Raw genomic sequence first — 19,320 nt, forward strand, 5'->3', positions numbered from 1 at the left:
CACCTGCTGGCCGGCATGGCCTGTCGTCTGGCGCGGCCGCGACGCCGCTCGGCATCAGCCCCGCCGGATGGCCCGGCGCCCGGCCATGGCGGCGATCTCCTCCGCCGTATAGCCGAGCTCGGCCAGCACCTCGTCGGTATGCTCGCCGAGCCGCGGCGGCGGCCGGCGGATGCTGGCGGGCGTCGCGGCGAAGCGGGTCGGCGGCTTCGCCATGCGGAGCTGCCCCTCGGTCGGGTGCTGCATCGGCTGGAACATCTCCACCGCACGCAGATGCGGGTGCTCCGCGATGTCGCCGACGGTGGAGAAGGCGGTCGCCGGGATGTCGAGTTCCTCGCAGAGCGCGAGCCATTCGGCGGTGCTGCGCCCGGGCGCGATCTCGGCGACCGCGGCATAGACCTGGTCGATCTGCGCGTTGCGCTTCACCGGGTCGTCCACCGAGAGCTGCTCGATCAGCTCCGGCCGCCCGGCCGCGGTGAAGAAGGCGCGCCAATGCGCCGCCGTATAGGGCAGCAGCGTCATCCAGCCGTCCTTCGTCGCCACCGGCTTCCTGTGCCGCAGGCGCTTGTAGCCGGGCTCGCCGATCGGCGGGTCGAAGCCATGGCCGCCCTGGTGCTCGACGGCGACGAAGGCGGTCAGCGTCTCGAGCATCGGCACCTCGACGAGCTGCGCCTCGCCGGTCCGCTCGCGGTGCAACAGCGCCGCCAGCACCGCCTGCACCAGCGCCATGCCGGTGATCTTGTCGGCGACCAGCGAAGGGACGAAGCGCGGCCGCCCATCCTCCTCGCCGACGATGTCGGCGAGGCCGGAGGCGGCCTGGATGATCTCGTCGAAGGCCGGGCGGGCGCGGTGCGGCCCGTCCTGGCCGAAGCCCGTCGCGACAGCGAAGACCATGCGCGGGTTCAGCGCGCGGCAATGCTCCGGCCCGAAGCCGAGCCGCGCCATGCCGGCCGGGCGGATATTGGTGACCAGCACATCGGCGGTCGGGATCAGCCGCCGCAGCACCTCCGCCCCCTCCGGCGTCTTCAGGTCGAGCGCGACCGAGCGCTTGTTGCGGTTCGCCCCGAGGAAGACCGAGGCCATGCCGCGGTTGCGGAAGAGGCCGGAATTGCGGAGGAGGTCGCCGGCCAGCGTCTCGACCTTGATCACCTCGGCGCCCCAGTCGCCCAGCGTCTGGGTGGCGAGCGGGCCGAGGACCACCGCGGTCAGGTCGAGCACGCGGATGCCGGCGAGCGGGCCGGTCGCGGGCGGCGTCCCGCTCACCGATGGCGGCCCCGTCCGGCGCGGTCGGTCGATGGCATGCCGTTTCTCTCCCCTGCCTGCTTGCGGGAAGCCTAGAGCAGTTCGCCGCGGGGCGGAAACCGGCGCGCCGGGGCGGGGAGGCCCCGGGGCCAGCGCCATGCCGCCGCGGCGCGCGCAGGCGCTTGCGCGCCTGAGCAGCCTTTCGCGGCCCAACCCGCGAAAGGCTGCTCAGGAGTTTGTTGCAGCGCAAACCCCGAGGGGTTTGCTTACGCGACGGGGGCGAGTTGCGTTGCCGGGATGCCGATGGTGCAGCGCAGGCCCGATGCTGCGAATTCCAGTCGGCTGGTCCCGCCCAGGCCATGCGCCATGCTGCGCTCGATCACCGTCAGGCCGAAGCCGCGCCGCTGCGGGGCGCGCACCGGCGGCCCGCCCGACTCATGCCAGCGGAGCAGCAGCCCCGCCGACCCCTGCCGCCAGGACAGCCAGACCCGGCCCTCCGGAACCGAAAGGGCGCCATGCTTGGCGGCATTGGTCGCCAGCTCGTGCAGCGCCAGGCTGAGGGCGAGGGCGGCTGGCGGCCGCAGCAGCATGTCCGGCCCGCGGGTGGCGACACGCCCGCCGGCCCGGGCGGCATGCGGCCCGAGTTCCAGCGCGACCAGGGCGCGGAGCTGCGCGCCCTGCCGGCGGCTGCGGTGGAGCAGGCCATGCGCTGCGGCCAGCGCCCGCAGCCGTTGCTCGAGATCGCTGATGAAGTCCTCGACGCTGGTCGCGCCATGCCGGCTGAGCCGCACCAGAGCCTGGACATTCGCCATGATGTTCTTCAGCCGGTGATCGAGCTCGGCCATCAGGAAGGCCTGCTGGGAGGCGGCGGCGTTCCGCGCGGCCTCCCTCTCGGCCTCTTCGAGCGCGGCTTCCAGCCAGGCGGTGCGGAGTGCCGCGGCCGTGGCGCGCTCGGCTTCGCTCCAGGGCGGCGCCGCCGCGCCCCGCAGCCACAGGATGCGCTCGCGCGTCAGGGCGATGCTGAGGAGGCGGCCCGCGGCCGGCGCTTCGGGCGGCAGGCGGTCGAGGGCGATCAGGCCGCCCGGCGCCGCGCGGTCCAGCCAGGCGGCGAGGCGAACCGGCAGCGGCGCGTCCGGCCCGGCCGGCCCGAGCTCGGGTCCGGCGGCAAGGACGTCCAGCCGGTCGCAGGCGATGCTCCGGGCCAGATCGGCCCTGGCCCGGAGCAGTGCTGCGCCCGAGCCGCCGTCGGACGGCGCGGGCAGGCCCTGCGCCGGTTGGGAGGGGCCGTCCTTGGCGTCACTCGGGCCCAGGCTTTCCCTGGTTTCGGTCGCGAGCATGTCCAGTCAGGCGATTTGTTGTCGAATCTTTTCGGGTCTGCGCCGGTGGATGTAAAGGAAAATGTGAGACCATGTCTTGCAAGATGTGCTCCCACTTTCGGTTATGTCTTGAAATGGACAAACAGGCCCGCTTACCCGCATTCGACATGCGGACCGATCCCGGCAGGCCGGGCCGGCCGCGGGCGGCGCCATCGCGCGCCGTCCGGGCATCGCTTTTGCTTCAAATGGACGGCACCTTCGGGCAGATAGGGCCTCGGCCCGGCAGCAGGGCCGCTTTCCAAAAAGGGCACGCGATTCAGTGACGGATGTGATGGAACCCCTCGACGCGGCCGAGGATGCGGCGGCGCTGCGCGATGCGATCGTGCGCAAGCTCACCTACGACCTGGGGAAGAGCCGAAGCGGCGCGCGTGACCGCGACTGGTTCCTCGCCACCGCACTCGCCGTGCGCGACCGGGTCATCGACCGCTGGCTGGATGCGACCCGCGCCGCCTACGAGACGGGGCAGAAGCAGGTCTACTACCTCAGCCTGGAATTCCTCGTCGGCCGGCTGCTGCGCGACAGCGTCAGCAATCTCGGCATGATGGACACGCTGCGGGAGGCGCTGGCACCGCTCGGGGTCGATTTCGACGCGGTGCGGCAGGCGGAATCCGATGCCGCGCTGGGCAATGGCGGCCTCGGCCGGCTCGCCGCCTGCTTCATGGAGAGCCTGGCGAGCCTCGCCATCCCCGCCTTCGGCTACGGCATCCGCTACGAGCACGGCCTGTTCCGGCAGATCCTGCGCGAGGGCTGGCAGCACGAATACCCCGAGGACTGGCTGACCTTCGGCAACCCCTGGGAATTCGCCCGGCCGGAGATCGCGCACGACATCGGCTTTGGTGGCTCGGTGGAGGCGGTGCGCGTCTCCGAGAGCGAGGTGCGGCATGTCTGGCACCCCGCCGAGACAGTGCAGGCCGTGGCCTATGACACGCCGGTGGTTGGCTGGCGCGGGAAGCATGTGAACACGCTGCGCCTCTGGTCCGCCCGGGCGCTCGACCCGCTGAAGCTCGAGGCCTTCAATTTCGGCGACCATGTCGGCGCGCTGGCCGACCGCATGCGGCAGGAGGCGATCTCCAAGGTCCTCTACCCCTCTGACGAGACGCCGGCGGGGCAGGAACTGCGGCTGCGGCAGGAATACTTCTTCACCTCGGCCGCGCTGCAGGACCTCGTCCGGCGGCACCTGCGCGTCTATGGCGACCTCACCGGCCTGCCGGAGAAGGTGGCGATCCAGCTCAACGACACGCATCCGGCGATCGCGGTCGCCGAGCTGATGCGCATCTGCGTCGACCTGCACGGCATGTCCTGGGAGGAGGCCTGGGCGGTCACCCGCGGCTGCATCAACTACACCAACCACACCCTGCTGCCGGAGGCGCTGGAGAGCTGGGCGGTGCCCTTGATGGAGCGGCTGCTGCCGCGCCACATGCAGATCATCTACCTCATCAACGCGCACCACCTGGACGCGGTGCGGGCGGCGCATCCGGGCGATGTCCGGCTGCTCGCCAGCGTCTCATTGATCGAGGAGAGCCATGGCCGGCGCGTGCGCATGGGGCATCTCGCCTTCGTCGGCTCCTTCAAGGTCAACGGCGTCTCCGCCCTGCACTCCGACCTGCTGAAGAAGACCGTCTTCCGCGACTTCCACACCCTGGCGCCGGAGCGGATCACCAACAAGACCAACGGCATCACCTTCCGCCGCTGGCTGCACCAGGCCAATCCCGGGCTGGCCGGGCTGCTGGTGGAGGCGGTGGGACCCGCGGTGCTCGACGATGCCGGGCGGCTGGAGGCGGCGATCCCGCTGGCCGAGGACGCGGCCTTCCGGGACCGCTTCGCCGCGGTGAAGCGCGCGAACAAGGAGGCGCTGGCGGCGCTGATCCGCCAGCAGCTCGACCTGCGGGTCGATCCCGGCGCCATGTTCGACGTCCAGATCAAGCGCATCCACGAATACAAGCGCCAGTTGCTGAACATCCTGGAGACAGTGGCGCTCTACGATGCGATCCGCGCCCAGCCCCACCTCGACTGGGTGCCGCGGGTAAAAATCTTCGCCGGCAAGGCGGCGGCCAGCTATCACCGCGCCAAGCTGATCATCAAGCTGGCGCATGACGTGGCGCGGGTGGTGAACAGCGACCCGACCGTGCGCAACCTGCTGCGCGTCGCCTTCCTGCCGAACTACAACGTCTCGCTGGCCGAGATGATCGTGCCGGCCGCCGACCTGTCCGAGCAGATCTCGACCGCGGGCATGGAGGCCTCGGGCACCGGCAACATGAAGCTGGCGCTGAACGGCGCGCTGACCATCGGCACGCTCGACGGCGCCAATGTCGAGATCCGCGAGCGGGTGGGCGACCCCAATATCTTCATCTTCGGCCTGACGACCGAGGAGGTGGAGGCCCGCCGCCATGACGGGTCGCATGGCGCCGGGGCCGTCCAGGCCTCGCCGCGACTCGGCGAGGTGCTGGAGGCGGTCGAGTCGGGCGTCTTCTCGCCGGACGATCGCGGCCGCTACCGCGACCTGATGGGGTCCATCCGCGGTCACGACTATTTCATGGTCGGCGCGGATTTCGACAGCTACTTCGATGCCCAGCGCCGGGCCGATTCGCGCTGGCAGGACCCCGTTGCCTGGTGGCGCAGCGCGGTGCTCAACACGGCGCAGGTCGGCTGGTTTTCCTCCGACCGCACCATCGCCGAATATGCGGCGGAGATCTGGCGGGTGCCGGTCGGGGGCTGAGGCCCGGCGGGCACCGGGGGGATGGGACGATGCCGATGTCGAGGACCCGGACCGAGGGCCCGCTCGCTCGCACCGCCATGGCCTTCGTGCTGGCGGGCGGGCGCGGCAGCCGGCTGATGGAACTGACGGACAAGCGGGCCAAGCCGGCGGTCTTCTTCGGCGGCAAGTCGCGCATCATCGACTTCGCCCTGTCGAACGCGCTCAACTCCGGCGTGCGCCGCGTGGCGGTGGCGACGCAGTACAAGGCGCATAGCCTGATCCGCCACCTGCAGCGCGGCTGGAACTTCCTCCGGCCCGAGCGGAACGAGAGCTTCGACATCCTGCCGGCCAGCCAGCGGGTGTCGGAGCACAACTGGTATCTCGGCACGGCCGATGCGGTGTACCAGAACATCGACATCATCGAAGACCTGGCGCCGCGGCACATCGTCATCCTCGCCGGCGACCACGTCTACAAGATGGACTACGAGGTGATGCTGCAGCAGCACCTCGACAGCGGCGCCGGCGTGACCGTGAGCTGCATGACGGTCCCGCGGGAGGAGGCGAGGGGCTTCGGCGTCATGGCGGTCGATGCCTCCGGCCGGATCACCGAATTCCTCGAGAAGCCCGCCGATCCGCCCGGCATGCCCGGCGATCCCGCGCGGTCGCTCGCCAGCATGGGCATCTATGTCTTCGAGACGCGGATGCTGGTCGCGCAGCTCCGCCGCGACGCGGCCGACCCGGCCTCGGCGCATGATTTCGGCAAGGACATCATCCCGCGCATGGTCGCCGATGGCCAGGCCCAGGCGCACCGCTTCGAGGCGAGCGTCGTCCGCTCCGCCGCCGAGACGGCGCCCTACTGGCGCGATGTCGGCACGGTGGATGCCTATTGGGAGGCGAATATCGACCTCACCGATGTCGTGCCCCCACTCGACATCTTCGACCATGACTGGCCGATCTGGACCTATGCCGAGGTGGTGCCGCCGGCCAAGTTCGTCCACGACCTCGCGGGACGGCGGGGGGAGGCGATCAGCTCCCTCGTCTCCGGCGGCTGCATCGTCTCCGGCGCGACCGCCAGGCGCTCGCTGCTCTGCACCGGCGTGCGCCTGCACTCCTATGCCAGGGTGGATGGCGCGGTGCTGCTGCCGCAGGTCGATGTCGGCCGGCATGCGCGGCTGGCCAATGTCGTCGTCGACCGCGGCGTCCGTATCCCGGCCGGGCTGGTGGTGGGCGAGGATCCGGTGGCGGATGCGCGGCGCTTCCGCCGCACGGAGAAGGGCGTCTGCCTGATCACCCAGGCCATGCTGGACAAGCTCGCGGCATGACGCTGCGGGTGCTCGCGGCGGCCTCGGAAGCCTTCCCGCTGGTCAAGACCGGCGGTCTCGCCGATGTGGCGGGCGCGCTGCCGGCGGCGCTGGCGGCGGAGGGCATCGCGGTCACCACCCTGCTGCCGGGCTACCCGGCCGTCATGCGCGCGGTCTCGGGCGCGGCGGAGGCGCTGGTCCTGCCCGACCGCTTCGGCCCGGCGCGGCTGCTGCGGGCGCGAGCCGGCGGCCTCGATGTGCTGGTGCTGGACGCGCCAAGGCATTTCGACCGCCCGGGCAATCCCTATAACGGCCCGGATGGCGAGCCCTGGGAGGACAACGGCCTCCGCTTCGCCGCCCTCGGCTTCGCCGCGGCGGAGGCCGCCCTCGCGCTCGGCTTCGATGCGCTGCATGCGCATGACTGGCAGGCGGGCCTCGCGCCGGCCTATCTGCGGCTCGGCGCGCCGCGGCGCGTGCCCAGCGTCTTCACCATCCACAACCTGGCCTTCCAGGGGCAATTCCCGCCCTCGCTGCTGCCGCGCCTCGGCCTGCCGCCCGGCGCCTGGAGCCTCGAGGGACTCGAGTATTTCGGCTCGGTCGGCTTCCTGAAATCCGGCCTCTGGTATGCCGACCGCATCACCACCGTCTCCCCCACCTATGCCGAGGAGATCCGCACGCCGCAGGGCGGCATGGGGCTGGACGGGCTGCTGCGCGGCCGCGCCGGCGAGGTCTCCGGCATCCTGAACGGGCTGGACGTCGCGGCCTGGGACCCGGCGACCGACCCGGCGCTGGCGGCGCGCTTCTCGGCTGCCGACCGGGCGCCGCGCGCGGCCAACCGGACGGCGCTGCAGGCGCGCTTCGGCCTCGCCGAGGATCCCGCGGCGCCGCTCTTCGCCTTCGTCGGCCGGCTGGCCTGGCAGAAGGGCGTGGACCTGATCCTGGAGGCGCTGCCGGCGCTGCTCGACGCCGGCGGGCAGCTTGCCCTCCTCGGCACCGGGGAGGCGGCGCTGGAGGCGCGCTGCCGCGCCGCGGCCGCCGCGCATCCCGGCCGGGTCGGCGCCGTGATCGGCTTCGACGAGGGGCTGGCGCGGCTGGCCTATGGCGGCGCCGATTGCGTGCTCGTGCCCTCGCGCTTCGAGCCCTGCGGCCTCGCCCAGCTCTGCGCCCTGCGCTACGGCGCGCCGCCGCTGGTCGCCCGCACCGGCGGGCTGGCGGATACGGTGATCGATGCCAACGAGATGGCGCTGGCCGCCGGCTGCGCGACCGGCCTGCAATCGGCCCCGGGCGATGCCGCGATGCTGGCCGCGGCGATCCAGCGGACCGCCGCGCTGGTCCGCGACAGGGCGGCCTGGGCACGCATCCAGGCCAATGCGCTGGCCTGCGACGTCTCCTGGCGCCGCTCCGCCGCGCGCTATGCCGCGCTGTTCCGGGAGATCGCGGCCCCGCATGGCTGAGATCGGGGAAGGCCGGCCGGAGCCGCTCGGCGCCACCGCCGATGCGGCCGGCGTGAATGTTGCCGTGGTCGCGCCGGATGCGACCGCAATCGAGCTCTGCCTCTTCGACGCCATCCGCGACGTGCAGATCGCCTGCCACCCCCTGCCGGGACGGACGGGCGATGTCTGGCACGGCCATGTGCCGGGGATCGGGCCGGGGGCGCGCTACGGCCTGCGCGCCCATGGACCCTGGGAGCCGTGGGCCGGCCATCGCTTCGATCCCGCGAAGCTGCTGCTCGATCCCTGGGCCAGGCGCATCGACCGGCCCTTCCGCCTGCATGAGAGCCAGTTGCGCCACGGCGCCGACAGCGCCCCCTTCGTGCCGAAGGCCGTCGTCCCGGTGCCGGAGGCGCCCGCGCCGCCGCCGCCCGCCTCGCCCGGACCCCGCGTGATCTACGAGCTGCACGTGCGCGGCTTCACGCGGCTGCATCCGGAGGTACCGGAGGAGCTGCGCGGCACCTTCGCCGGCCTCGGCCATCCCGCGGCGATCGCGCATCTGCGCGCGCTCGGCGTCACCCATGTCGAGCTGATGCCGGCGGCGGCCGGCATCGATGAGCGGCACCTGCCGCCGCTCGGCCTCAACAACCACTGGAACTACAACCCGGTGCTCTTCCTCGCGCCCGACCCGCGCCTGGCGCCCGGCGGGATGGAGGAGGTGCGGGCCGCCATCGCCGCGCTGCGCGCCGCGGGCATCGGGGCAATCCTCGATGTCGTCTACAACCATAGCGGGGAGGGGGACGAGGACGGCCCGACGCTCTCCCTCCGCGGCCTCGCCAACCGCGCCTTCCACCGCTTCGCGCCGGACGGCCGCTACGCCAACGAGGCCGGCTGCGGCAATACCCTGGCGCTGGACCGGCCCTGGCCCCTGCGCCTGGCCATGGATGCCATGCGGCACTGGGTCCTGGCGGCGGGCGTGGAGGGGTTCCGGCTCGACCTCGCCACCGTGCTCGGCCGGCGCGAGGGCGGCTTCGATCCGCATGCCCCGCTGCTGCAGGCCATGCGGCAGGACCCGCTGCTGCGCGAGAGGATCGTCATCGCCGAGCCCTGGGATATCGGCTGGGGCGGCTATCGCCTCGGCGAATTCCCGCCGGGCTGGGGCGAATGGAACGACCGCTTCCGCGACACGGTCCGCCGCTTCTGGCGCGGCGATGCCGGGATGGTGCCGGACCTCGCCACGCGGCTGGCCGGCTCGGCCGACCTCTTCGGCCCGGCGCGTCGGCGCGTCTCCGACAGCATCAACTACGTCACCTCGCATGACGGCTTCACCCTCGCCGACCTGGTCGCCTTCACCCGCAAGCGCAACGAGGCCAATGGCGAGCACGGCCATGACGGCCACAACGAGAACCACTCCTGGAACGGCGGGGTGGAGGGGCCGACCGAGGATCCCGCGGTGCTGGCCCGCCGCGCCGGCGACGTGCGGGCCCTGCTGGCGACGCTCCTGGCGGCGCGGGGCACGCCCATGCTCTCCATGGGCGACGAATGCGGCCGCAGCCAGGGCGGCAACAACAACGCCTATGCGCAGGACAACCCGGTCTCCTGGCTCGACTGGGCGGGGATGGACCGCGGGCTGATGGAGTTCGCCGCGCGGCTGGTGCGGGCGCGGCTCGAGCATCCGGCGCTGCATGCCGACCGGGTGCTGACCGGCCTGCCGCAGGATGGCGGCGGGCTGCCGGACGTCGCCTGGCTGCGGCCGGATGGCGCGGCGATGGGACCGGCGGACTGGGCGGAGGCAGGCCGGCGCAGCCTGGTCGCGGTGCTCTACGAGCCGCCGCGCGGCGGGCAGGCGGCCGACCGGGTGCTGGTCGCCCTGCAGGGCGGGGCGGAGGCGCTGCCGCTCGCCCTGCCGGCGCCGCGCCCGGGCTTCGTCTGGCAGGTGCTGGCTGACAGTGTTGGGCCTGAGCGGGAGGGGCCCGTCGCGGAACCGCTCCTCCTCGCCCCGCGCAGCGTGCTGCTGCTGGCGGAGACGCCGGCGGTCTGAGCCGCGGTTGTCGCCCGCGGCCCGCGGCCCCATGCTGCGCTGCGGCCAGACAGGGGGCCGGACAGGGGACAGCATGCGCGCGGGACAGGAGATCGGGCGACGGGGAAGGGCGGGCCGGTGACCGCGCCGCTGGTCTCGCTGCGCGGCGTCGCCAAGCGCTACGCGACCGGAACCCTCGCGGTGCGGGGGATCGAGCTCGACATCCGGCCCGGCGATTTCCTCGCGCTCCTCGGCCCCTCCGGCTGCGGCAAGTCCACCCTGCTGCGCATGATCGCCGGCCTGGCGGAGCCGACCGCCGGCCGCATCGACTGGCCCGGCGGCACGCCCGGCCCGCGCGACATCGGCTTCGTCTTCCAGGAGCCGACGCTGATGCCCTGGGCGACGGCGCTGGCCAATGTCGCCCTGCCGCTGGACCTCGCCGGCGTGCCGGGGCGGGAGGCCGAGGCGCGCGCCGCCGCCATGCTGGCGCGGGTCGGCCTGCAGGGCTTCGAGCAGGCCTATCCCCGCGCCCTGTCCGGCGGGATGCGCATGCGCGTCTCCATCGCCCGCGCCCTGGTGACGCGCCCGCGCCTGCTGCTGCTGGACGAGCCCTTCGCGGCGCTCGACGAGATCACCCGCTTCCGGCTGAACAACGACCTGCTGGAGCTCTGGGAGGCCGAGCGCTTCACCGTGGTCTTCGTGACCCATTCCGTCTTCGAGAGCGTCTACCTCGCCCGCCGCATCGTGGTCATGGCGCCGCGCCCCGGCCGCATGCATGCCGAGCTGGCGGTGGCGGCGGCGCGGCGGGGCGAGGCCTTCCGCACCTCGGCCGACTATGCCGCGCATTGCCGGGAGGTGTCGGAGGCGCTCGGCCTCGCCATGGCGGGAGAGGCCGCGTGAGCGAGGCGGTGGAGGAGGGCGCCGCGCCACTGGCGCCGCCACGCCCGGCCTTCGCCCTGACGCGGGAGGCCTGGCTGCGCCTGCTGGCGCCGGTCGCGATCGGCCTGCTGGTGCTGGGCGGCTGGGAATGGCTGGTGCGGGCGCGGGAGATCCCGCCCTATGTCCTGCCCGGGCCGGTGGCGATCGCGCAGGCCATGGTGCGGGACTGGGCGGTGCTCTCGGCCTCCCTGCTGGTCACGCTGAAGATCACCGCGCTCGCGCTGCTGATCGCCGCCTCGCTCGGCCTGGTGCTGGCGGTGCTCTTCGCCCAATCGCGCATCGTGGAACTGTCGCTCTTCCCCTATGCGGTCATCCTGCAGGTGACGCCGATCGTCGCCATCGCGCCGCTGATCATCATCTGGGTGGACGACGTCACCCTCTCGCTGCTGATCTGTGCCTGGATCGTCGCCTTCTTCCCGATCCTCTCCAACACGACCGTCGGGCTGAACAGCACGGACCACAACCTGCTGGACCTCTTCCGCCTCTATGGCGCGAGCCGCTGGCAGGTGCTCTGGCGGCTCAGGCTGCCGACCGCGATGCCCTTCTTCCTCGCCGGCCTGCGGATCTCCGGCGGGCTCGCGCTGATCGGCGCCATCGTCGCGGAATTCGTCGCGGGGACGGGCGGCCGTGCCTCCGGCCTCGCCTACCGGATCCTCGAATCCGGCTACCAGTTGCAGATCCCGCGCATGTTCGCCGCGCTGGTGCTCATCTCGGGCACCGGCGTCGCCATCTTTCTGCTGCTCAGCCTGTTGTCGCACCTGCTGCTGCGCCGCTGGCACGAGAGCGCCATGACCAGGGGAGACCGCGGATGAGCGCCGCGATGACGAGGCTGCGGGCAACGATCGCCGCCGGCGGGACGGAGTACTGGCTGCGCGACGCCCGGGCGCCGGCGGCGCTGCTGGCGGGCGAGGCGCCCGGCCCGGTGGATGCGCAGGGGCTGGTGCGCTTCGACCTGAAGCTGGCGCAGGGCCGCATCGCCGCCATTGCGCCGCTCGGCACGGCGACGGAAGGCCCGAGCCTCGATGGCGGGCAGGTCTGGCCCGGGCCGGTGGACGGGCACACGCACCTGGACAAGGGCCATATCTGGCCGCGCCACGGCAACCCGACCGGCGACTTCCACGGCGCGCTGACCGCCTGCGCCGAGGACCGGGAGGGCTGGACCGACGAGGACATCGAGGCGCGGTTCGAGTGGAGCCTGCGCGCCGCCCATGCGCACGGTACCGTCGCCATCCGCACGCATCTCGAGAGCTTCGCGCCGCGCGACCCGGCCTCCTGGCGGGTCTTCCGCCGGCTACGGGACCGCTGGGCCGGACGGATCACGCTGCAGGCCAGTTCCATCGCGCCGCTCGACCGCTTCCAGGGCGAGGATGGCGCGCTGCTGGCCGATGTCGTCGCCGAGTCGGGCAGCGTGCTCGGGATGGTCACGCGCCTCACGGGCGGGGTGCATGACAGGCTGCCCGACGAGTTCCAGCCCATGCTGGACCACTTCTTCTCGCTCGCCGAGGCGCGCGGGCTCGAGCTCGACATCCATGTGGACGAGAGCGGCGAGACCGGCGCGCGGGCGCTGATCGAGATTGCCCGCACCGCGATCCGCCGCGGCTTCAGGAACCGCATCCAGTGCGGCCATTGCTGCTCGCTCTCCATCCAGCCGGAGGATTTCGCCCGGGCGACCATCGCGGCCTGCGCCGAGGCGGGCATCGGCATCATCGTCCTGCCGATGTGCAACATGTACCTGCAGGACCGCGTGCCGGGCCGCACCCCGCGCTGGCGCGGCGTGACCCTGGTGCACGAGCTGCGGGCGGCGGGCGTGCCGGTCTCCGTCGCCTCCGACAATACCCGCGATCCCTTCTATGCCTATGGCGACATGGACATGGTGGAGGTCTACCGGGAGGCGACGCGCATCCTGCAGCTCGACCACCCCATCGGCGACTGGCCGCGCGCCGCCGGTGCGACGCCGGCGGCGGCCATGGGCCTCACCGATGCCGGCTGGCTGAAGCCGGCCGCGCCGGCCGACCTGCTGCTCTTCCGCGCCCGCGGCATGACGGAGCTGCTGAGCCGGCCGCAGAGCGACCGGATCGTGCTGCGCAACGGCCGGGTGCTGGAGGCCGAGCTGCCGGACTGGCGGGATCTGGACGCGGTGCTGGGGACCGGTCCAGGCTAGGCGACGCTCCAAAGGGGGGAACCGCCATGCTCGCCTGCCAGCGCGATGCCTTCGACATCCCGCGCGACATCTGCTTCCTCAACGCCGCCTCCTGGAGCCCGCTGCCGAAGGCGGTGCAGGAGGCCGGGCATCGCGGCGTCGCGCGCAAGGGCCAGCCCTGGACCTGGAACGCACCCGACCATGCCGCGCAATTCGCGCGCGCGCGCCGGGCCGCGGCGGCGCTGATCGGCGCGGCGCCGGAGGACATCGCCCTCGTCTCCTCGGTCGGCTACGGCGTGGCGACGGCGGCGAAGAACCTGCCGGTGCCGAAGGGCAGCCGCGTGCTGCTGCTGGCGGACGACCACAGCTCCCCGACCCTCGAATGGATCCAGCGCGCGCCGGAGGGCGGCTTCGCGGTCGAGATCGTCCATCGCCCGGCCGATGGCGACTGGACCACGGCTGTCCTGGAGGCGATCGCGCGGCCCGGCCTGCCGCTGGCGCTCGCCTCCATCTCCTCCGTCCACTGGTCGGATGGCGGGCTGGTGGACCTCGCCGCCATCGGCGCGGCGCTGAAGCGCCAGGGGGCGGCGCTGCTGGTGGATGCCACCCACCATGCCGGTGTGCTGCCGATCGACGTCGCGGCGCTCGACCCGGATGTCCTGGTCTTTCCGACCTACAAATGGGTGCTCGGCCCCTATGGCCGCGCCTTCCTCTACGTCGCCAAGCGCTGGCAGCAGGGCGTGCCGCTGGAGCAGACGAGCTATTCGCGCAAGGCGGTCGCGGCGGAGAGCGCGCCCTATTTCGCCGACCTCGCCTTCGCCGAGGGCGCGAAGCGCTTCGACATGGGGGAGCGCGACCATTTCATCTCGCTGGAGATGGCCGCGGTCGGGATGGAGATGATGGCGGGCTGGGGACAGGCGGCCATCGCCGCGCGGCTGGCCATGCTGAACGAGCGCATCGCGGCGGGCGTCGAAGGGCTGCCGGTGGAGGTGCCGGCGGCGCGGGTGCGGGCGCCGCATGTGCTGAGCCTCGGCTTCCCGCAGGGCATGCCGGCCGGACTGATCGAGCGGCTGGCGGCGGAGCGCGTGCATGTCGCGCCACGGCTCGGCCGCATGCGCATCAGTCCGCATGTCTACAACGACGAGGCGGATGTGGACGCCTTCCTCGCGGCGCTGCGGCGCTGCCTGGGCTAGGCCATCCAGGCCGCGAAGAAGCTGCCGACGCGCACGAGGAAGCGTTCGAGGTCCGGCCGCCTGCGGTGGTCCATGCGCGTCAGGTAGAGCCAGTCGACTCGGCAGCCCCTGGCGCAGAGCCGGCGCAGGCCACGCTTCATCACCTTGAAGTCCGGCCAGCCGAGATACCAGAGCAGCCAGGGCGGCGAGCCATAGGTGGTCACCACCGTGATGCGGCGGATATTGGTCAGCATCGGCTCGATCGCGCCCTCGCCGATGCGGAAGGCGATGCCGGGCAGCCAGACGCGGTCGAACCAGCCCTTCAGCATGGCCGGCATGCCGTACCACCAGGTCGGGTAGACCAGGACCAGCGCCTCCGCCCAGCGCAGATCATCGGCGTCACGCGCGACCAAGGCCTCGTTCGTGCCCGGCATGTTGGTGACCTGGTGTTCCTCGGCCGACATGACGGGGACGAAGCCCTCGGCATGCAGGTCGCGCAGCCGCACCTCCTGTCCGCTCAGATCCAGCCCGGCGCATGCGGCATCCCGCAGCGCGGCCGAGAAGCTGTCTGCGCATGGGTGGCAGGCGATCATCAATACTCGCATGGGCGGATCCAGTCCGATGCCGCCACGCCACAAGCATTTTCCGGGCCAAATCCGCGAGCGACCGGAAGGCGTTCCGCCACAGGCTCAGCCCGCGACCACCCAGGACGGCGCGTCGAAGCCGGTCGGATGGTCGCCGCCGATCCGCAGCGCCTCGTAACCGGGGCCGCCGCAGGCGGTGTGGAGGACGCTGCGGTTGTCCCAGACCAGCACGTCGCCGGGCTGCCAGGCATGGCGCCAGGCCAGCGCTTCCTCGGTCGCCGCGGCCAGCAGCAGGTCCAGCAGCCGGCGGCTCTCGGCCGCGGGCAGGTTCAGGATGCGCGTGGCGAAGGCCGGGTTCACGTAGAGCGAGGCCTCGCCGGTGACGGGATGCTGGCGCAGGACAGGATGCTCGCTGCGCTGCGCGGGGTCGAGCGGGCTGGCATGCACGGCGCGCAGCGACTCGAGCCGCCCGCGCAGCCCGGCCGGCAGGCGTGCCAGGGCGCGGCGCTGGTCGATGAAGGCGATCGTCCCGCCGGCGGCCTCGGCCCGCAGCAGGCAGGCGAGGGCGGGCTCGGCGGCATAGCTGCGGTCGGCATGCCAGAAGGGATCCGGCGCCGCCCCGGGCGGCGGCAGGTCGGGCGTCGGCCCGACCGCGAGCGGCAGGGGGGGCGGCGCCTGGTGCATCGCCTGACCGAGCAGCGGGGCTTCCGCCGCCGCGAGGCCGCGGGCGAGGGCCTCCGGCAGGGCGCGCTGGCCGCGCAGCAGCAGCACGCCGTGCTCGATCAGCGCGTCGTGCAGCACGTCCAGCACCGGCGCGGCGAGAGGGGCCGCGAGGTCGAGGCCGGTGACCTCGGCGCCGATGGCCGGATGCAGCGGCCGCAGGCCGATGCCGGCGGCCTGCCGGGTGAGGCGGGCAGGGGTGAGCGTGGTGACCATGGCCTGCGGCTCCGGACGGACCGGGTGAGGAAATCCGGCGTGGAACCGTCCGAGTTTCACGCCGCATCCGGGAGGATGGCCCTTTTATTCCCGTATGCAAGCGTAAATTTGGAAAATAACGTGCGGTGGGCGTTGTTGCGGCTGGTCCTCGGGCTGCGACGGCGGCCAAGCGTGGTTTTTGCGCGGCACGCGGGCGAAACCGGCCGCGGCGACAATATGCGAATAGAAATCGTATATATCCGCTGCGCCTCGGCTTGCCAGCGGCCCGGCGCCGTCCGAGAGTGCCGCCGCACCGAGGCGAGGAGCGGAGCATGACCGCGGAGGAGTTGCGCCTTGCCGCCCGGGACGGCGCCGCGCCGCCGGCCGGGCTTTCCGGCCCGCTGCAGGCCCTGTGGTGGGAGGCGCGGGGCGACTGGGACGCGGCGCATGCCGCCGCCCAGGCCGGGGAGGACGCGGAGAGCGCCTGGGTCCATGCCCATCTCCACCGCCGCGAGGGCGACCTCGCCAATGCCGATTACTGGTACCGGCGCGCCGGCCGCCGCCGGCCCGATCTCAGCCTGGACGCCGAATGGTCGGCGATCGCGGCGGCCCTGCTGCCCGGCGCCTGAGCGCCGTCAGGGCGGGCCCGGCGGGCGGGCGACGATGCCGGCCTGGGCTCCGGCCTCGAAGGCCGGCGACGCCGGGGCCGGGCGGCGCTGCAGCCAGGCGGCGAGCAGGTGGAAGGGCAGGAAGCGCTTCTTCCGCCCCTCGCCGGCCAGCGCCATGCGGGTGAAGCCCTTGGCATAGGCATGGCGCCAGCGCAGCGCCAGCAGGCGCGTGCTCCGGCGGGGCACCAGGCAGGCGGGGCTGGTCAGCGCCTCGACCAGCAGGCGGCGCGGCAAGTCGCGCCAGACCTGGTCCGGACTGCCCAGGATGCGGCGCGTCATGACCGTGGAGGCGCCCTGCCAGTAGAGCCGGTTCAGCAGCCAGTCCGGGTTCATGCGGGTGCCCTGGATCTGGTGCATCACCACGACGCGACTGTCGTACCAGGCGGAGTAGCCGCCATCCTGCAGCCGCCAGCCGACCTGGACGTCCTCGTCGGAGAGGAGCAGGCTGCCGAAGCGGCCGAGGCCATCCGAGAAGCCGCCGATGTCGAGCAATGGCTGGCGCTGCACCACCATGTTGACGCCATAGGGCTCGAGGTCCGGCGGCAGCGCCTCGGTGCGGAACTCGCCGCGGCCCTGCCACTCGATGATGGACAGCACGCCGCGCAGCGAGCGCGGCCACCAGTCGGGCAGCGGCCGCTCCCAGACCGGCAGGACGCGGCCGCCGATCACCCCTGGCCAGGGCCGCCGTTCCTCCAGCACGAGGCGAATCTGCTCGACCCAGTCGGGCGTGGCGAGCGCGTCGTCATCGAGGTAGGCGACGAAATCGGCGCGCGATTCCTCCGCGCCGAGATTGCGGGCGATGCTGACCCCGGGACGGTCGAGCCGGAAGAGGCGCGCATTCGGCAGGGTGGCAACCATGGCGCGCAACTCCGCGCTGGTTCCCGGCATGCCGCAACTGTCCACGACGATGATGTCGAAGGCATCGAGCCCGACGGTCTGCACGCGCAGGCTCTCGAGGCAGGTACGAACGTAATGCGGCCGGTCATGCGTGACGACGCAGACGGTGATGCTGGGCGAAACCCCGCGCCGGCCCGCATCGGCCAGGCCGTCGCCCGATTGTCGGCGCGGTGCGAGGTCCGTGGGAATGTTGGAATTGTCACGCATCGCTCGTTGATCACCAACCGGCTTGAGGGCGCGGAACTTAGGTTGCGGCAGCAACGCGTTGAACCGCGAAGGTGAGGCAGCATGACAACTCATATTCACGTTGGCTTGCGGCCCCGGCGGCGCGCGTCAGTGTGTCTTTGCTGCAAGTGATTGGGTCCCACGGCAATGCATCTTTCCGTCACGCAGCGGCGTCTCACGCCAATGGCACTACCCTCTTCGCAGGTGCGATGTGATTTTCCGGCAGCGGTACCGGGAACAAAGGGTGTGATGCAGGACGCGGCATTCGCGTCGGCGGCGCAGGGCGAATCGCGGCTCCTGCCTCTGGCCGTCGATCTCGATGGGACATTGCTGACGACGGATACCTTGCATGAGGGGCTGGTGGCCGCGCTGCTGCGCGACCCGGCCTCGCTGCCCGGCCTGCTGGCCAGCCTGCCGAAGGGCCGCGCCGCCTTCAAGCGGCATGTCAGCAAGGCGGCGCCCGCCAATGCGGCCGTCCTGCCGCTCCGCCAGCCCTTCGTGGAATGGCTGGAGGACCAGCGTGCGCAGGGCCGCAGGCTGCACCTGGTGACGGCCGCGGACCAGTCGGTCGCGGACGCGATCGCGCAGCACCTCGACATCTTCGATAGCGCGACGGGCAGCGACGGCACGCGCAACCTGAAGGGGCCGGAGAAGGCCGCCTGGCTGCGCGAGCGCTTCCCGGAGGGCTTCGCCTATGCCGGCGACAGCCGGGCCGACCTCGCCGTCTTCGCCGAGGCCGAAGAGATCGTGCTGGTCGGCGCGAAGCCGGATGTCGCGGCGAAGGCCCGGCGACTCGGCCATGCCGAGGTGCTCGCCGAGTTCCCGCCGCAGGCCTCGCCGATCCGCGATTGGATCGGCGCCATGCGCATCCACCAGTGGTCGAAGAACGCGCTGCTCTTCGTGCCATTGGTTCTCGGCCACAAGCTCGGCGATCCCTCCGCCATCCTGGACTGCCTGCTCGGCCTGATCCTGATGGGCCTCACCGCCTCCGGCACCTATCTGCTGAACGACATCGCCGACCTGCCGTCGGACCGCCTGCACCGCACGAAGTGCAACCGCGCGGTCGCCGCCGGCCGGATCCCGCCGCTGCAGGGGCTGGCCGGCGCGATCGCCCTGGTGGCGATGGGCCTGATCGGCGCGGCCGTGCTCAACCCCGCCTTCGCGCTCGGCCTGCTCGGCTATGTCTGCCTGTCGCTGACCTATTCGGCCTTCCTCAAGCGCATCGCGCTGCTCGATACGCTGACCATCGGCGGCCTCTTCACCCTGCGCCTCGCCCTCGGCGTCGAACTCGCGGGCGTGCCCTATTCGCCCTGGCTGATGGCCTTCGCCGGCTTCTTCTTCTTCTCCTGCGCGCTGGCCAAGCGGCATGGCGAGCTGATCGAGGCCAGGGACATGCCGGGCGGCGGCCTCGCCCGCCGCGGCTACGAGGTCGAGGACTGGCCGCTCACCCTCGGCTTCGGCGCTGCCTCCGCCATGGCGGCGCTGCAGATCATGATCCTCTACGTGGCGAACGAGGCCGCGCCCTCGCGCCTCTATCACCATGCCGCCTGGCTCTATGTCGCGCCGGCCGCGCTCGCCGTCTGGGTGGTGCGCATCTGGATGCTCTCGCATCGCCGCATCCTGAAGGACGACCCGGTGGTCTTCGCGCTGCGCGATCCCTGGAGCTGGGGCATCGGGGCCGTGATCGCCGCCGCCATTGTCGCGGCGCTCTGAGGCCGT

At 72.3% G+C, this 19,320-nt stretch carries 15 protein-coding genes; 10 read left to right on the plus strand and 5 right to left on the minus strand.

The features are described from left to right. Positions 1 to 54: 54 nt before the first annotated feature. A complete protein-coding gene (locus Q7A36_RS01240) occupies positions 55 to 1,260 on the minus strand; it encodes a CaiB/BaiF CoA transferase family protein (RefSeq protein WP_305101816.1) in 1,206 nt (401 codons plus the stop codon). 245 nt (positions 1,261 to 1,505) lie between these two features. Continuing rightward, positions 1,506 to 2,576 carry a sensor histidine kinase gene (locus Q7A36_RS01245; RefSeq protein WP_305101817.1) on the minus strand — a complete coding sequence of 357 codons (1,071 nt, stop codon included), beginning with the start codon at positions 2,574 to 2,576 and terminating at the stop codon, positions 1,506 to 1,508. A 310-nt stretch (positions 2,577 to 2,886) separates the two neighbouring features. Between Q7A36_RS01245 and Q7A36_RS01250 the strand changes: the two genes are divergently transcribed. The 8 genes from Q7A36_RS01250 to Q7A36_RS01285 all read left to right on the plus strand — a co-directional run bounded on the left by Q7A36_RS01250 (position 2,887) and on the right by Q7A36_RS01285 (position 14,333). Next, on the plus strand, positions 2,887 to 5,331 hold the full coding sequence (locus tag Q7A36_RS01250; protein WP_305101818.1) for a glycogen/starch/alpha-glucan phosphorylase: 2,445 nt from the start codon (positions 2,887 to 2,889) through the stop codon (positions 5,329 to 5,331). A 35-nt stretch (positions 5,332 to 5,366) separates the two neighbouring features. After that, positions 5,367 to 6,632: a glucose-1-phosphate adenylyltransferase gene (glgC, locus tag Q7A36_RS01255; protein ID WP_305101819.1), complete on the plus strand. Its 1,266-nt coding sequence runs from the start codon at positions 5,367 to 5,369 to the stop codon at positions 6,630 to 6,632. Positions 6,633 to 6,634: 2 nt separating this feature from the next. Next, positions 6,635 to 8,065, plus strand: a complete 1,431-nt coding sequence (gene glgA, locus Q7A36_RS01260; RefSeq protein WP_305101947.1) for a glycogen synthase GlgA — start codon at positions 6,635 to 6,637, stop codon at positions 8,063 to 8,065. Continuing rightward, positions 8,058 to 10,082, plus strand: coding sequence for a glycogen debranching protein GlgX (gene glgX, locus Q7A36_RS01265; RefSeq protein ID WP_305101820.1), 2,025 nt, complete (start codon positions 8,058 to 8,060; stop codon positions 10,080 to 10,082). The genes glgA and glgX overlap by 8 nt, the downstream gene beginning before the upstream one ends. A gap of 117 nt (positions 10,083 to 10,199) precedes the next feature. Next, positions 10,200 to 10,961, plus strand: a complete 762-nt coding sequence (locus tag Q7A36_RS01270) for an ABC transporter ATP-binding protein (protein ID WP_305101821.1) — start codon at positions 10,200 to 10,202, stop codon at positions 10,959 to 10,961. Beyond that, complete coding sequence (locus Q7A36_RS01275) at positions 10,958 to 11,812, plus strand: ABC transporter permease (RefSeq protein WP_305101822.1); 855 nt, start codon at positions 10,958 to 10,960, stop codon at positions 11,810 to 11,812. Before Q7A36_RS01270 ends, Q7A36_RS01275 begins: the two co-directional genes overlap by 4 nt. Then, positions 11,809 to 13,161 carry a cytosine deaminase gene (locus tag Q7A36_RS01280; RefSeq protein ID WP_305101823.1) on the plus strand — a complete coding sequence of 451 codons (1,353 nt, stop codon included), beginning with the start codon at positions 11,809 to 11,811 and terminating at the stop codon, positions 13,159 to 13,161. Before Q7A36_RS01275 ends, Q7A36_RS01280 begins: the two co-directional genes overlap by 4 nt. Positions 13,162 to 13,187: 26 nt before the next feature. Then, positions 13,188 to 14,333, plus strand: coding sequence for an aminotransferase class V-fold PLP-dependent enzyme (locus tag Q7A36_RS01285; RefSeq protein WP_305101824.1), 1,146 nt, complete (start codon positions 13,188 to 13,190; stop codon positions 14,331 to 14,333). Here Q7A36_RS01285 and Q7A36_RS01290 read toward each other — a convergent pair. Together Q7A36_RS01290 and Q7A36_RS01295 are read right to left on the minus strand one after the other, a co-directional pair. Continuing rightward, a complete protein-coding gene (locus tag Q7A36_RS01290; RefSeq protein ID WP_305101825.1) occupies positions 14,330 to 14,917 on the minus strand; it encodes an NAD(P)H-dependent oxidoreductase in 588 nt (195 codons plus the stop codon). The two genes, Q7A36_RS01285 and Q7A36_RS01290, sit on opposite strands and share 4 nt — an antisense overlap. Before the next feature lie 84 nt (positions 14,918 to 15,001). Beyond that, positions 15,002 to 15,832 (minus strand): TauD/TfdA dioxygenase family protein, encoded by an 831-nt coding sequence (locus Q7A36_RS01295; protein WP_305101826.1) that lies wholly within the window; start codon positions 15,830 to 15,832, stop codon positions 15,002 to 15,004. 311 nt (positions 15,833 to 16,143) lie between these two features. On the opposite strand from Q7A36_RS01295, the gene Q7A36_RS01300 reads away from it, so the two are divergent. Next, positions 16,144 to 16,440 (plus strand): hypothetical protein, encoded by a 297-nt coding sequence (locus Q7A36_RS01300; protein WP_305101827.1) that lies wholly within the window; start codon positions 16,144 to 16,146, stop codon positions 16,438 to 16,440. Between the two features lie 6 nt (positions 16,441 to 16,446). Here the strand turns inward: Q7A36_RS01300 and Q7A36_RS01305 are convergent, their stop codons facing one another. Then, positions 16,447 to 17,583: a glycosyltransferase family 2 protein gene (locus Q7A36_RS01305; protein WP_305101828.1), complete on the minus strand. Its 1,137-nt coding sequence runs from the start codon at positions 17,581 to 17,583 to the stop codon at positions 16,447 to 16,449. Positions 17,584 to 17,850: 267 nt separating this feature from the next. On the opposite strand from Q7A36_RS01305, the gene Q7A36_RS01310 reads away from it, so the two are divergent. Continuing rightward, on the plus strand, positions 17,851 to 19,314 hold the full coding sequence (locus tag Q7A36_RS01310) for a UbiA family prenyltransferase (RefSeq protein ID WP_305101829.1): 1,464 nt from the start codon (positions 17,851 to 17,853) through the stop codon (positions 19,312 to 19,314). Positions 19,315 to 19,320 lie beyond the last annotated feature (6 nt).

Source organism: Paracraurococcus lichenis (assembly GCF_030657435.1).
In the GTDB taxonomy this organism is placed as follows: domain Bacteria; phylum Pseudomonadota; class Alphaproteobacteria; order Acetobacterales; family Acetobacteraceae; genus Paracraurococcus; species Paracraurococcus lichenis.